Origin of the sequence: Streptomyces alanosinicus (assembly GCF_014650595.1) — a bacterium.
GTDB classification, from domain to species: domain Bacteria; phylum Actinomycetota; class Actinomycetes; order Streptomycetales; family Streptomycetaceae; genus Streptomyces; species Streptomyces alanosinicus.
This window is the reverse complement of the sequence record NZ_BMVG01000061.1, coordinates 21,103-34,901: the sequence shown is the minus strand read 5'-3', so window position 1 is coordinate 34,901 and position 13,799 is coordinate 21,103. Positions and strand designations below refer to the sequence as shown.

Annotated in this window: 12 protein-coding genes; 4 read left to right on the top strand and 8 right to left on the bottom strand. The window is 68.2% G+C overall.

Going from position 1 to position 13,799, the window contains the following annotated elements:
* Window positions 1–226 precede the first annotated feature (226 nt).
* On the top strand, window positions 227–2,749 hold the full coding sequence (locus IE277_RS43780; RefSeq protein WP_229882481.1) for a DEAD/DEAH box helicase: 2,523 nt from the start codon (window positions 227–229) through the stop codon (window positions 2,747–2,749).
* Window positions 2,750–2,949: 200 nt separating this feature from the next.
* On the opposite strand, the gene IE277_RS43775 is transcribed toward IE277_RS43780, so the two are convergent.
* The 4 genes from IE277_RS43775 to IE277_RS49980 form a co-directional block, all read right to left on the bottom strand.
* Window positions 2,950–3,165 (bottom strand): hypothetical protein, encoded by a 216-nt coding sequence (locus IE277_RS43775; RefSeq protein WP_189959309.1) that lies wholly within the window; start codon window positions 3,163–3,165, stop codon window positions 2,950–2,952.
* A 5-nt stretch (window positions 3,166–3,170) separates the two neighbouring features.
* Window positions 3,171–4,223, bottom strand: a complete 1,053-nt coding sequence (locus IE277_RS43770; RefSeq protein ID WP_189959307.1) for an N-acetylmuramoyl-L-alanine amidase — start codon at window positions 4,221–4,223, stop codon at window positions 3,171–3,173.
* A 60-nt stretch (window positions 4,224–4,283) separates the two neighbouring features.
* Window positions 4,284–4,643 carry a hypothetical protein gene (locus IE277_RS43765; protein WP_189959305.1) on the bottom strand — a complete coding sequence of 120 codons (360 nt, stop codon included), beginning with the start codon at window positions 4,641–4,643 and terminating at the stop codon, window positions 4,284–4,286.
* A gap of 250 nt (window positions 4,644–4,893) precedes the next feature.
* Window positions 4,894–5,040: a helicase associated domain-containing protein gene (locus IE277_RS49980; RefSeq protein WP_373311004.1), complete on the bottom strand. Its 147-nt coding sequence runs from the start codon at window positions 5,038–5,040 to the stop codon at window positions 4,894–4,896.
* On the opposite strand from IE277_RS49980, the gene IE277_RS43760 reads away from it, so the two are divergent.
* From IE277_RS43760 to IE277_RS43750, 3 genes are all read left to right on the top strand, one after another.
* On the top strand, window positions 4,981–5,169 hold the full coding sequence (locus IE277_RS43760) for a hypothetical protein (RefSeq protein WP_189959303.1): 189 nt from the start codon (window positions 4,981–4,983) through the stop codon (window positions 5,167–5,169). The genes IE277_RS49980 and IE277_RS43760 overlap by 60 nt on opposite strands.
* 94 nt (window positions 5,170–5,263) lie before the next feature.
* Window positions 5,264–7,489, top strand: coding sequence for a WD40/YVTN/BNR-like repeat-containing protein (locus IE277_RS43755; RefSeq protein WP_229882480.1), 2,226 nt, complete (start codon window positions 5,264–5,266; stop codon window positions 7,487–7,489).
* An 82-nt stretch (window positions 7,490–7,571) separates the two neighbouring features.
* Window positions 7,572–7,913 (top strand): histone-like nucleoid-structuring protein Lsr2, encoded by a 342-nt coding sequence (locus IE277_RS43750; protein WP_189959301.1) that lies wholly within the window; start codon window positions 7,572–7,574, stop codon window positions 7,911–7,913.
* Between the two features lie 202 nt (window positions 7,914–8,115).
* Here the strand turns inward: IE277_RS43750 and IE277_RS43745 are convergent, their stop codons facing one another.
* The 4 genes from IE277_RS43745 to IE277_RS43730 all read right to left on the bottom strand — a co-directional run bounded on the left by IE277_RS43745 (window position 8,116) and on the right by IE277_RS43730 (window position 13,789).
* A complete protein-coding gene (locus IE277_RS43745; protein WP_189959299.1) occupies window positions 8,116–9,447 on the bottom strand; it encodes a glycoside hydrolase family 6 protein in 1,332 nt (443 codons plus the stop codon).
* Between the two features lie 14 nt (window positions 9,448–9,461).
* Entirely contained in the window at window positions 9,462–11,639 is a 2,178-nt protein-coding gene (locus tag IE277_RS43740) for a hypothetical protein (RefSeq protein WP_189959296.1), read from the bottom strand.
* A gap of 129 nt (window positions 11,640–11,768) precedes the next feature.
* A complete protein-coding gene (locus IE277_RS43735) occupies window positions 11,769–12,860 on the bottom strand; it encodes a hypothetical protein (RefSeq protein ID WP_189959294.1) in 1,092 nt (363 codons plus the stop codon).
* Window positions 12,857–13,789: a hypothetical protein gene (locus tag IE277_RS43730; protein ID WP_189959293.1), complete on the bottom strand. Its 933-nt coding sequence runs from the start codon at window positions 13,787–13,789 to the stop codon at window positions 12,857–12,859. The genes IE277_RS43735 and IE277_RS43730 overlap by 4 nt, the downstream gene beginning before the upstream one ends.
* Window positions 13,790–13,799 lie beyond the last annotated feature (10 nt).

Genomic DNA, 13,799 nt, shown 5'->3' with positions numbered 1-13,799 from the left:
CCTCTGACCTGCGAAAACGCGAGCTTTAGTTCAGTCAATACACCGCAGGTTCAAATCCTGCTCCCGCTACGAGAGTTGGGGGCCCGACAGCTATCGGGCCCCCAACTGCTTTGCGCAACTGCGCCACCCACCGGGTGCAGGTGACCCGTTTGTGCAGAATTCCCGCAAGTCCGGCAATCCGGTCGGCTAATCTGATCGACCGTGGCTCCGCAGGCGCCACACAGGGATGCGGACTTTGCAGGAGATCCACGTGGTCATCGACTTCTCGGCTTTCAACTCCGGTGCGACTCCGGCTCCCGTGGACCCGCGGGTGCTGTTCGACTCCCTCCCGCGAGCAGAACGCTACGAGTTCCTGCGCGACCCCCAGGGGCAGGTCCTCCAAACCTGGTTCGAGCGCCGCAACGAACAGGACCTGGTCGTCAAGCTGAACACCGGCGGCGGTAAGACACTGGTGGGCCTGCTGATCTGCCAGTCCAGCCTCAACGACGGCAAGGGACCAGCCCTCTACTTGGCACCGGACCCCTATCTGGCTGAGCAGGCCGCCGAGCAGGCACACGACCTCGGCCTGGAGGTCACCGATGACCCACGCTCCCACCGCTTCACCAGCGGCGAAGCAATCTGCGTGCTGAGCCTGCACCGCTTCGTCAACGGCAAGAGCGTCTTCGGCTTGCTCGGCGACGGCAGCCGGCCAATCGTCGACGTCGGCACGATCGTGGTCGACGACGCCCATGCGGCGCTCGCGACGGTACGCGAGAAGTTCACGATGACGGTGTCCAAGCAGGACCACCCCGAGACGTTCGACCGGCTGCTCACCCTGTTCGGGCCGGACCTGCGCCTGCAGTCGCCCAGCGGCTACCTGGACCTGACAACCGAGGTCCCATCGGCTGTGCTCCAGGTGCCGTTCTGGGCCTGGAGCAACCGCGAGGCGGACGTCACCGAGATCCTGCAGGGCCTGCGCGACGACGAGCGACTGCAGTGGTCGTGGCCGCTCGTGCGGGACGTCCTCCCGGTGTGCCGGGCCGTGTTCACGCACGACAGGCTGGAGATCCAGCCGCCGCACCCACCGATCGGGAAGATCGCCAGCTTCACCCGCGCTCGCCGGCGCGTGCACCTGACCGCGACCCTGGCCGACGACGGCGTGCTGGTCACCGACTTCGCCGCCGACCCAGCCTCGATCGCCGACCCGATCACCCCGGCCAGCGCCGGCTACCTCGGCGACCGGCTCATCTTGGCTCCTCGCGACATCAGCCCGGCCGTCACCGACGACGCCGTGCGGGAGATAGCAGTCCGTCTCGCCGAGCGGATCAACGTCGTTGTCCTCGTGCCTTCCCACCGCCAGGCCCTAACCTGGAAGGACCACGCCGTCCTCACTGAGTCCGACTCCAAGGGCATCGGCGCAGCGGTCCGCCGCCTTCGCGACGGCCATGTTGGCCTGGTGGTCCTTGTGAACAAGTACGACGGCATTGACCTGCCCCGTACTGCCTGCGAAGTGCTGGTCCTAGATGGCCTGCCAGAGGCATACGGTGGGCTCACTCGCCGCGAGCAGATCGTGCTCGGCGACTCCGAGGGCATGGTCAACCGCCAGCTGCAGCGCCTGGAACAGGGCATGGGCCGCGGGGTCCGCTCCGTCAACGACCACTGCGTGGTGTTGCTTCTGGGCGCCCGTCTGTCCCAGCTGATCGCCTCCCCGCAGTATCGGGCCCGTTTCGGGCCCGCCACCCGCGCCCAGATCGACCTGTCCCGGAAGGTCGCCCAGGCCCTCGCTCGGCAGGACGGCGACCCACTGGAGAAGATCGAAGGCGTCGTCGGCCAGGTTCTGGACCGCGACCAGAACTGGATCGCGACCGCGCGCGCCAACCTGACCCAGGCCACCTACACTGCCGTCGCTCTCTCTCCCGCTGCAGCGCACAGCCGTGCCGCGTTCGCGCAGGCCGCCCTGCGGCAGTTCGCGGAGGCGGCCGACCACATGGGCAAGGCCGTCGCCGAGGCAACCGACCCGGCCGAGCGCGGCTACCTCCAGGAGCAGCTCGCCGCCTACCAGCACTTCACCAACGCCGCCAAGGCGCAGCAGACCCTGGTCAAGGCACTGGCCAACAACCCGTCGCTGCTGCGCCCGATCGATGGGGTCAGGGCCACTCGGCTCACTGCCAGCGACCCGCAGACAGTTCAAGCTGCCAAGTACCTGAAGCGCACCTACCGCGACCGCAACAGCCTCCTCCTCGGCGTCGACGCCCTCTTGGCGGACCTTGTCTACGACCCGAACCGGGTGCCGGCGTTCGAAGTGGCCCTGGAACGCCTCGGCCTGCATCTCGGTTTCGGGGCTCAGCGCCCCGACCGGTCCACCGGCAATGGGCCCGACGTCCTGTGGGCGACCGGGAACCTCCGCTACTTGGTACTGGAGGCCAAGTCCGGCGCGACCACGGACAAGATTTGGCGCAGCGTCGTCGAGCAGCTGGCCCACTCGATGAACTGGTTTCAGGAGACCTACGACGCGAGTTGCAGTGCCACTCCGGTCCTCCTGCACCGGTCCAACACCCTGGAGCACAACGCGGTCGCGCCAGCCGGAACCCGCATCATCACCGAGGAGACCATGAGTAGCCTCGGCCAGGCTCTGCGCAAGGCCGTGATCGCGCTCGCGGACGCCGACGCCTGGGCCGACCCTGCTGGCGTCGAGACGCAGTTCCGCGCGCACGGCATCCTCGCCCAGGGGATCGCCGAACGGTTCAGCGTCAAGCCCCGCAGTACATGACTCGCCCGGGAGCCCTTTGAAGCTCCCCACTCGGTTGAGCACTAGACCAAGGGGGACTTACGAGCACCCCTAGTCGCTTCCGGCTTCCAGACCGACGAGGGGAACTACAGGGCGCACGGTATGGCCTCCTCCTGACGGTGTCGATCACGTCACTGTCGGAAGGAGGCCGGGGGCTACACAGGCTACCCAAGAGTCTCGGTTCAGAATCGCGTCGGCAGAGGCGGTTCCTGCTGAAGAGCCTTGGCGGTTTTGCGGTCTTCTACGCGCTGGACGGCTTCGCCAGCGCCGAGGATCGAGGCGACCAGGGCGAGGATCAGGCCGATAGGTAGGTCCTGAATGTAGTAAGCGATCAGCGACAATGCTGCGGCTGCGATCGCGTACAGGCGGGTGCTGTGGGCGTGAATGAAGTCGATCAAGGTGGTCAGTTCCCGTAGGCGAGTCGGTGCAGGAGGTCCCAGCCGCGGCGGCCGATCGCGGGATCGCTGGGGCGGCGGGTGGTGAAGAGGTTGTGCTTGCGGTTGAAGGCGGCTACGGCCTGCTGGGTCTGGGGGCCGTAGATGTCGGCGAGCGGTACCGACGGTTCGAGCCAGCCGGTGTCCTTCAGCGCCTGCTGAAGGCCCTTCGCAGACGGTGACGAGCGACCCGGAGCAAGACCGTTCGGAAAGGGAGGCGGCGTGTACGCTCCACCGGTGGTCTTCGCGGGGATGGCGAGCTTCTGCCCAGGCTTGATGACGTACGGAGCGGTGATCTTGTTGGCCTGAGCGATGAGTTCCCATCTGATGCCCAGCTTTGTGCCGATGCCGGCCAGCGAGTTGCCGCTCTTCACGACGTAGGTCGAGGCGTCGGCTGACGAGCCATCGATCGAACTACCCGCAGACGGCTTGGACTTCAATCGGACGGCGACCCGGTCCCGCAGCCACTCCATCGTGAAGCCCTTGGGGTCGACCTTCCCCGGCTGCCACTCTCGGTGCCCAATCACGCTCGCTGCACTCCAGCCGTGCACCCGGCACAGCGCCGCCGCTGCACGCTCAATCGCGTCGAGCTGCGCCTTGGGCCAAGAGTCTCGGCCGTCGCCGAGGTTTTCGCACTCGAAGCCATAGAAGTGCGTGTTGCCATCTGTATCGGCTTCGTTCGCCTTCGGCAGCGCGCGCTCCGCGACGACGGCACGCAGCACGTCTCCGTCACCGCGGCCGGCGTGATTGGCGCGGCCGTACCCAACCAAGTGCACGGTGCCGTCCTTGGCGATCACACCGTGGCACAGCGGCCCCGGCAGACCTTCGTAGCCGCGCTCGCAGATGCTGACCGTGTTGGCCGTGCCAGTGGTTACGGTGTGGTGGATCATCACCCCGTTCACCGGGCCCCAAGGCCCCTTGTGATTCCTGTTGTGGGTTCTCCAGCCCGGCCGCTCCACCACGCGCACGCCCTCGGCGCGCAGCGCGGCCACGAGACGGTCTGCACTGATAGGTGTCGCCACGTTCGGCGCTCACATTTCTCCCCGCGCCCGAACTGAAACTCAACTGCCCCCAACACCCCGCTATGGGGTCGCGCCTCGCGACGCGAGCCACAGCTGCAGCGCCATCAACAGCAGCGGCGACACGAATGAACTGAGCACCAGCCGCCGCGTCGCCGCAGCCTGCACTTGGTCCTCACGACGCTGCTGCTCGGCACGCTCCGTCGCCTGATCATGCTCGCCACGCAGCCCAGCCAAGCCGGCCTCGATCTGGCCGATCCGCTGATCGACCGCACGCTGATCAGCCCGGTACACGTCCTCGGTGACCACCTGGTCCAGGCGAGCGGCAAGCTGGGCGAGGTCACCGCGCAGGTCCTCACGCAGCTGCGACACAGCGCGGTGCAGCTCCCACAGCGTGGGCTCGGCACTCGGCGGCACGGACACCTGCGAACACTCCCGGTGGCCCCGTGCCCTGACATGATCGTACGGGGGTGAGAGGGGGACGCGCTCACGGTCGATGTCCCGAGCCGGGAGTGATCGCTGGATTGCGAATGTGCCACCCCGCAGCGGAGGCTGAAGACCATCCGGTCGGGGAAGGGCAGTTCGCCGCGGCAGGTGGCGAGGCGGGCCTGGGCGTAGGTGTTGTGTCGGGTGCTGCCCCATTCTGATGCCGTCCACGAGGGGTAGATCTCGTTCAGTGCGCGCTGGTAGAGAAGGGCCGGGTGCGTTGGCGTGCTTCGCTGCGGCGCTGGGCCAGCCAGCGGCCCAGACGGATGCTGCCGTGGGTTTCGTCGTCACGGGGGACGAGGTGTCCGTGGCGGGCTGCGTAGTCGCGGGCGATCTGCAGGCGGTATTCGATGCTGTGGGGCGGATGAACGGGCGGCACCTGCCCGAGCGGGCCGCCGCGCGGATCACCGGCGCATTCACACCGTGTTCTGTCACCAACTACTGGTGCGGATGCGGCAGTTGATGAACACTCTCCCCCTGTTACGTGCGATACGCGCCATCGGAACGCTCTTCCACTCGTCGGGGGCCGGCGATCCCGGCCGTGTAAGGAGCCGTCCATGCGTAAAGGGAGATCCAGCGGGATGCGTACGGCAGCGATCGCGGTGCTCGCGGTCGCCGGGCTGCTGGCGCCGGGAGGTCATACCGCCTCGGCCAGGGGCCTGGAGGACGACGACGGAGGCGGCCCCGCCGCTCCCGCCGAGTACAGCTATCTGCAGAAGACGGTTCCCGGGCAGCCGCTGCCCCGGCACGCCTACGACACCGCGGCCGCACAGGCCGCCGCACTGCCCCAGGCCCCCGGCTCCTGGCAGCCGATCGGCCCCACGAACATCGGCGGCCGGGTCGTCTCGCTCGCCCTCGACCCCCGCCACGCCGACACGGTGTACGCGGCGGCCGCCAGCGGCGGGGTGTGGCGCTCGGCCGACGCCGGGCGGACGTTCCCCCCGGCGTGGCCGGAGCGCGGCACCCAGGCGATGGGTGCACTCGCCGCAGCCCCGGACGGCACGCTCTACGCCGGGACCGGCGAGCCCAACCCCGGCGGCGGCAGCATCACCTACGAGGGCACCGGGATCTACCGCTCCACCGACCAGGGCCGCAGCTGGCGGGCGGTCGGGCTGCGGGACTCGGGAGCGGTCGGCGCACTCGACGTGGACCCCCGCAGGCCGAGCCGGGTCCTCGCCGCGGCCACCGGGTCCCTCTACAACGCGGGCGGCGACCGGGGCGTCTATCTCTCCGAGAACGCCGGGGGCTCCTGGCGGCGGGTGCTCGACGTGCCCAACGGCTTCACCGGAGCCGTCGACGTCCAGCGCGACCCTGCAAACCCCGACCGGGTGTACGCCGTGCTCTGGGACCACCGCCGCGAGCCGGACAAACGCACCTACGGCGGCACGGGCTCCGGCGTCTACCGCTCCGACGACGCAGGCGCCCACTGGCACCGCCTCGGCGGCGGACTTCCCACCGCCGACTCGGGCCGCATCGGACTGGGCATCGCACGCTCCGAACCGGGCCGCCTGTACGCCCTGGTCGGTACCACCGACGGAACGTTCGGCGGCTTCCTCACCTCAGCCGACGGCGGCGACAGCTGGACGAGGCTGCCCGACAACGCGGCGCTCGCCGGCTCGCAGTCCAGCTACTCCTGGTGGTTCGGCAAGGTGTGGGTCGACCCGGCCGACGCCCGACACGTGCACGCGGCCGGGGTGGCCCTGATGACCACCAAGGACGGCGGGGCGACCTGGACCGCCGAGGAGAACGCCGTCCACTCCGACCAGCACGCCATGCTCTGGGACCCGCACACGCCCGGCCGCGTCTACCTCGGCAACGACGGCGGCGTCTACCGCTCCGACGCACGCGGCGACGGAGGCTGGACCAAGACGACGTACGAGCCGTGGACCCAGCTCTACACGGTGGCGGCGAGTCCGCAGGACACCACCCGGATCTCCGGCGGCGCACAGGACAACGGCTCGCTGCGCTCCTGGGGCGGCGACCGGTTCAACGAGTACCTAGGCGGCGACGGGCTGCAGAACCTGATCGATCCCACCGACAAGAACCGGGTGTACGCCTGCTCCCAGTACGGCAACTGCTCCCGCTCCACCGACGGCGGCGCCACGCTCACCGAGTACACCGACTCCACCACGGCCGACCGCCGCAACTGGCTCACCCCCGTGCAGTTCGACCCGGTGAACCCGAACGTCCTGTACTACGGCGGCAACCGGCTCAACCGGTCGACCGACGGCGGCGCCACCTGGCAGCCGATCAGCCCCGACCTCACCGGCGGTCCGGGCCACGACTCCTACCCCTACGGCACGATCACGACGGTCGCGGCCGCGCGGGACGGGCACACCGTCTGGGCGGGCACCGACGACGGCCGGGTGTGGGTGACCCGTGACCTCGGCGCCCACTGGACCCAGGTCCTGTCCGGACAGCCGTGGGTGACCCGTATCGCCGTGGACGCGGACGATCCGGCGACCGCGTACGTATCGCTGTCCGGGTACCGGTCGGGCTCGCCGCAGCCGCATCTGCTGCGGACCGGGGACGCGGGCGCGAGCTGGAGCGATCTGTCCGGAAACCTTCCGCAGGCGCCGGTGAACGATGTGGTGCCGCTCGACCGGAACACGCTCTGTGTGGCCACCGACCAGGGCGTGTTCGTCAACGGCCGGGGCGGCTGGCACCGGCTCGGCAGCGGCCTTCCCTTGGTGCCGGTGTCGGACATCGCATACGACCCCGGCCATCACCACCTGATCGCAGCCACCTTCGGCCGGGGTTTCTACAGTCTCCATACAAGCTGAGGAAGCGGGATTGACCCCGTCCAGATTCCTGCCGGAATCGAACGTGCAAGGGCGTTGCCGGAATGGGCTTATAGTCGTCGTTATGGCCCAGAAGGTAATCACGACATATGTGGATGATCTCACCGGCGAAGCGTCGTCGGATATCTCCACGCACAGCATTCTCGTCGACGGAGCCGGGGTCGAAATCGACCTCACGGACGACAACTACGAGAAGCTCCTCGAACTCCTCAACCCGTACCTTCATGCCGAGGGCGCCCGCAGGGTCCGCGGAGCTGCAAGGGCCAAGGGGAAGCCGAAGACCGCCTCAGACGGCAAGGACGACTCGTCGGCTATCCGGGCCTGGGCGCGGGACAACGGCTTCGAGGTAAGTGACCGCGGCCGAGTACCGGCCTCCGTTCGCGAGGCGTACGAGAAGGCCAAGTAGCAGGCTGTCAGTGTCCCTTGCCGCCGAGTGAGGGGCACTGACGTCTCATGTCGGGTGGCCAACGCCAGTGCTGAAGTCACTTACTTGTGCATGGGCGTGTGACGCGAGGGATCTCCTCTGGCGGGCACGCAGGAGGTCTATAGCTCATCCAGCTCGGACCGGGCACTGATCGGCGGCTGCTGACATGCCGCGACCATGGTAGTCACCGCCCATCAACCAGGTGCTCGGCGAGGAACGGGGAGAACGTACCGGCGGCCGTGGTGGGCGCAGTGCCGCACATACCGTCGGAATCTCCTGGCGCCTTGATCCACAGCAGGTACTCGGCGCCGCCGATCCCCATGGAGGAGGGGACGCCGAGGCGTCGGCCTGCGGGGTTGCAGTAGTCGACGTGCTGTCCGTTCTCGTCCAGGGCGCCGTTGCCGTTGCGGGACGTGTCGATCACGAACCGGACGCCGTGCACACCGAGACCGGACAGCGCGGTATTGATCTGTTGACCGTAGGTACAAGAGATGTCGGTGGCATCGAAGTTGGCGACGCCAACGGCAAAGCCCCTTACCTTGGCCACCCCTGCGGCCGCGAGCCGCTCAGCCATCTCACCGGGCCTGATCCAGGTGGCGTTGCCCCCATCGAGATACGCGTGCACGAGAGGGAGCGCGGCCAGGACTTCGGCAGCGTAAGCGATGAGGCTGGTGCGCTCGGCGCGTGCCTCATCCGTGGACAGATTGCCCAGCTGAGCCAGAGAGTCAGGTTCGACGATGACGAGGGCCGGGCGGTCGCCGATGCCTTCCGCGAAGGCGCCGATCCAGGCCCGGTACTCCTCGGGTGAAGAAGCTCCGCCGCTGGACTGGCCGCCAGCGTCCCGGTTGTGCACGTTGTACGCGGCCAGAATCGGCAGCCTGCCGACCGCAGCGGCTGCCGTCACATAGGCGTCAACGTCCGCTTTGATGTCCTTGTTCCAGTCCCCGAACCACCTTGCGGCCGGCCTGCGCACCAGGCCGTGAGCAATCTTCCGGGCGCGTGGATCGTCAGGATTGGCCGCGACCCACTTCGCCGCGTTCGACACGGGATCCGCGTAGAAACCCTCGCGGACGGTGGAGCAGGTGAGCCGTACCTCCGTGAGGTAGATCGTGACCGTGGTGCCCTGCCCGAACTGGAAGCTCACCTGCCCCGTCGTAGTGTCGAGACCGGACGTGAACCGCAGAACGAAATGCGTGTCGACTGCAGGCAGTGTCACCGTCCGGTCGAGGGCCGCCGTCCACGGATCAGTGCCGAGGCCGACCTGTGCGCGCAGCTGGGTTCCTGGCTGGCTCGCCCGGGCCGTGAAACTCAGCGTGTAGGTACAGCCGGCGCGGAGCGCGATCTGGTCCTGACCGAACGGTGCGTCCCACAGGTTCACGGCCTCCGTGGTGGCGGTCGCTTGCAGGCCGGCGCCGGACGCGTTCAGTGTGACCATCGCGGGATCACCGGCCCACCAACTGCTGACGCCGTCAGTGAAAGATCCGTTGGTGACGAGATCCCCGTACAGGGCAACCACAGGTACTCCTTGGATTACTTGATATAGGTGACGCGCAGCTGCGGCGGGTGTGCGGAGCCCACGCCGTCGAACTTTCCGTACGCGGTCTTGTCAGTGGTGTTCGGGTCGATCGCGATGCCCCGGCACTTGGCGGAGTCGAAGATCGAGGTGATGTCGACCCAGCGGCCGCTCGCTCGGGCCCAGCCGGTGACAGTCTTCGAGCCGCTCTGGTCCGCAGAGAACTTGCTGCGCCTGGAGCCGTGCCCGTGGGTCTTGATGACGGCGGTGCCGCCGGAGGCGTAGTACCAGTGGCTGGCGTACAGGTACACCTCGGCCTTGAGGATCTTGGCACCGGCCAGGTCGGAGGCAAGGCTGCCGCCGAAGCCGGCCAGCGCAGCCTGGGTTCCGTTGTTGGCCGAGAAGTAACCGCCGACCATCTCGTTCTTGTAGTAGGCGTTGTAGCCGGAGCGGTTCGCGTAACTGCCGGACCAGGCGGCCTTGTACGTGCGAGTGGCCTTCACCGGCGGGTCAGGGACGGCGGCGCCGCCGGTGTTGAACACGCCCGTCTCCAATACGCGGTCGCCGATGTCCTCGACCGTCATGTGACCCAGACGTCCCTTGGCCCCTGTCAGAGTCACTTGTTGCCCGTTCGGGGCGCCGCTGTCGCTGGTGAACGTCAGCAGCAGTCGATTGCGGCCTGGCCGGATCAGACCGGAGGTCGTGCACGCGGCCACGAACTCCAGGCGTGCCGAGCGGCGGCTCGCGGTCAGGGGATGCCGGACCTCCTGCAACTGAGTGGACGAGATCAGCGGTGCGGCCGTGTAGCCGGTGCGCAGACGCAGAACGAGCGAGCCTCCGGTTGCCGAGCACTCCGCGGTCCCGTCGTAGACGACCCGGTACATACGGCCGTCCTCCGCGTCGAAGGCGAGCTCGACGTATCCCATCTCCGTGCCCGTGGTCGTCTTGACCGGGGTAGCCATCCAGTCCAGGGCGATCAGACCACGCGGGCCGTCGTAGAGATCAGCGAGATCGTCACCGCCGATGGTCACGCGGCCGGCCACGTTCAGGTTCTGGAACGACGCGTCTCCGGTGGAGCCGATCGCGGCGACCCGAGCGGTGCCGTTGCGGAGCGTCAGATAGTTGGCTTGCCCAGAAACGAGGGAAACGGCCTCTTCGCCGTCCTCGTCATAGAGACGAAGCCCTTGGGGACCGAGTTCAGCGCGGGCGCCGCCGGTGATGTCTCCGAAGATGGTGTGGGCCTGAGCATTGTCGAATACCACCCACCCCTCCGTGGCTGCGGAGGCCTCCAGACAGAGGACCGCCCGGGTGGTGCCTTGCGGCGCAGAAACCTGACCTGTGATCCGGTGCCACAGGCCCGGCTCAGGGTTGGCGGTTTCAGCGACGCCGTAGCCGAGTACCTCCCCCGTGCTGGTTTCCCAACGAGCCAGGATCTTGACGGCCTGCGCCTTCAGATCGTCGGACACCAGCATGTCGATGCCGAGGAACAACTGAGATGCGGCCAGCACTGGCACCGTGGCCAGCGGAAGCGTCCAATGCGTCGCCGTGTCAGCGGTGCAGTCGAGGCAGATTCCTACGCCAGTGCGATTGCCGGGAGCGAACGACCACGCCGTACCGCCCGCAGCGACCGTGTTCGCGGTGGCCGCGCCCTCGAACCCCGGGTCGGGGATCAGGTTCGTGCCCTGGCCGACCGCGATCTGGTCGGGCGTGACGGCACCCACTGCCAGGTGAGGGGTGGCGATCGCTCCGGCGGCAATGTGTCCTTGCTGGATGACGCCGTTGGCGAGGTCTCCGGAAACGGCGCGACGGGCCGTGGCCCGCACCGCCTCCGAAGGCAGACCGGGTATGCCGGAGGTGTTCACCGCGACCAGCCGCACCCACACAGCCGCGTAGTCGTTCACCGCGATCGTCACCGACGCTCCCGAGGCGGCCTCGATCGTCGCGGACGGCCACCTTGCGTCAGGCTGCATGCCCGCTGATGTCAGGACATGCACCTGCACCCGCGACAGGTCCAAGGGCACGGCCTCACTATCTGCAAAGCGACCGTCCCAAGTGACGCGCAGCCCGCCCAGAACAGGCTCTACCTCCGGCAGTGACGGACCGGGAGGTCTCGGCCCATTCACGGCGATCACACCGCTGGTGCCGTCGGGCTGCCGGCCAATGATCGCGCGCAGGGAGCCGTTCTCGTCGTACACGTCGACCGAGCCGTCCTCGAGGCTGGCGTTGGCGAGTTTCGGGGCGCGCAGCGAGCGGTGGATGAGTCGTTCCAGGCGGGCGAGACGAGTACCTATGTCGGAGGGCAAGAAAGGGTTCCTTCGGTCGGGTCAGGCAGCGGTGGCGTACTGGTGGGCGCCCGCCGGTTCGAGCTGGAGCGTGGCGGTCTCACCGGCGTCGGTGTCGGGGTGGATGGTGTAGCCGGTGATGCGGCACCAGCCGGACCAGTTCGTCCACTGGTCCCGCACCGCCACCTGCACGTCGTCGCCGATCTGCCAGGAGCCGATCGGGGTGGCGGGGTGGTTGCGTACGGTGATCTCCTCGACGTGGCCGAGGCTCTGCCGCCAGGCGCGTTCTCTCCTTGCGCGCTGGGCGAGGACGTCCTTGCCGCGTACGTCGGGCAGGTCGAGGACGTGCTCCAGGCGCAGCCGCTTGTTGCGTACGGCGTCGATGGCCCGCTGCTGTGCGCGTCCCTCTCCAGTGCCGGTGGCGATGACGACCTGGGCGTATTCGTCCGCGCTATACGTCACCGGGGTGGAGCGGATGATGTTGACGCTGGTGGAGAAGGAGATGTCCGTGCGGCGGCTGCCCAGCCGGGGGTAGCCCAAGCGGATACGCCGTACAGGCCGCCGGCCGGTGCCCCACCAGGTCGTGCAGCTGTAGTCGGGGGAGTCGGCGGGCTTCACCAGGTCGTCGAGCATGTCCCCGAGCACGGGGGTCTCCCACCAGCGGGAGTGCCACGGCTCGGCCGGCGTGCCGACGGTCGCCTTGGAGGTGGTGTCGTCCACGGTGACGCCGAGGTCGCCGTCCGGGATCGACTGCGCGTACGCGACGATGTCACGGAAGACCCGGCAGGGGTCGGCGTGCACGTACGGTGCGCGGCCACCGAGCTCGCCGTCGAGGTCGTGGCGGCGGTGGAAGTAGGAGGACCAGCCCGCGGCTTCCACGGTCATAGTGTTGCCGTCGGGTTCGGTCTGCCAGATGATGCCGCCCCACCGCAGCAGCCCGTCCCGCTCCGCGTAGATCAGCGTGGTTCCCGGGTCGGCGAGTTCAGGGTGCGACCACGCCAGGCGAGGGGACAGGGCACCGCGCAGTTCGCCAGGCCCGTTGAGCTCCGGCCCGAACTCCACCCCCTTCAGCGGAAGGTGCGCGGACAGCCATTCGCCGGTGAGCGCGTTCTGAGTGAGGTACCGGTAGGTCACACCGGTCCCTCCGTGAACTCCACATCGGCGATGATGGACGTGCCGCCGTCGGCGCCGAGATCGCCGTTCCAGTTCTTCGACATGTTCGCCTGCAGGTAGAGGACCTGGCTTGTACCCCGGTAGCCGGCGGGGAGGGTGATGGTGTCGGCGACGATGGCGGTGGAGCGGCGCACGACCTTGCCCTGGTTGTCGTCGACGATGGTCTGCTGGCCTTGCACGGTGCCGAAGATGAGCCGGAGCTTGCCGTAGAGGCTGTCGTAGTCCATGCGCAGGCCGGCGATGGTGACGGTGACGATCAGCTTGGTGGCCCAGTCCGGGACTGGGATGGTCCAGCTGGCTTCGGGTGGCCAGTCGTGCCACTGGTCGTCGTCCTTGTACGCCTTTGACAGTTTCGCCGGGTAGGCCGTGTACAGGGTGCGCTCGCGGCGGGGGTTGGCGACTCGTCGCAGGTCCCGGATCATCCCGGCGGTGACGGTGCCGGTGTTCGCCGGTAGGTCCACACGGGCGATCGCGATGCCCGTCACGCCCTTGGGCACGCTGGTGGTCGTGGGGGAGACGTTGGGGATGACGTCGAAGTAGTTGATCGCGTCCTTCGCCGGGTCCAGGCCGCCCTCGAACTCTGGGTCGGCGACACGCAGCACGATGAGGTCTGAGCGTGGTGTGGCACCGGTCGGCGCGATTGGCACGGTGGCGGAGCCGATGTTGTAGGCGGTGTAGGAGCCCTGCCAGGCGTTCGCCTTCCCGCGGATCACTGCTGAGCCGTCGGCGACCTGGACGCCGCCGCCGGGTACGGGCAGCGGGGTGACCTTCAGGTCTGCGGCCTCTGTGACGCCCTCGGCGCCCCGGGAGAGGTCCTTGATCATCATGCGGAAGGTCTGCGCCGAGTGGCTGGCTCCGTCCACGAGCAGCGGTGCTTGCGCGAGCGTCATAAAGGGTCGG

What these genes read in the sequence shown, in the direction of transcription:
- IE277_RS43780 (WP_229882481.1), top strand. Translation starts at nt 227, where the DNA reads ATGCGGACTTTGCAGGAGATCCACGTGGTCATCGACTTCTCGGCTTTC.
- IE277_RS43755 (WP_229882480.1), top strand. Translation starts at nt 5,264, where the DNA reads ATGCGTAAAGGGAGATCCAGCGGGATGCGTACGGCAGCGATCGCGGTG.
- IE277_RS43730 (WP_189959293.1), bottom strand. Translation starts at nt 13,789, where the DNA reads ATGACGCTCGCGCAAGCACCGCTGCTCGTGGACGGAGCCAGCCACTCG.
- IE277_RS43750 (WP_189959301.1), top strand. Translation starts at nt 7,572, where the DNA reads ATGGCCCAGAAGGTAATCACGACATATGTGGATGATCTCACCGGCGAA.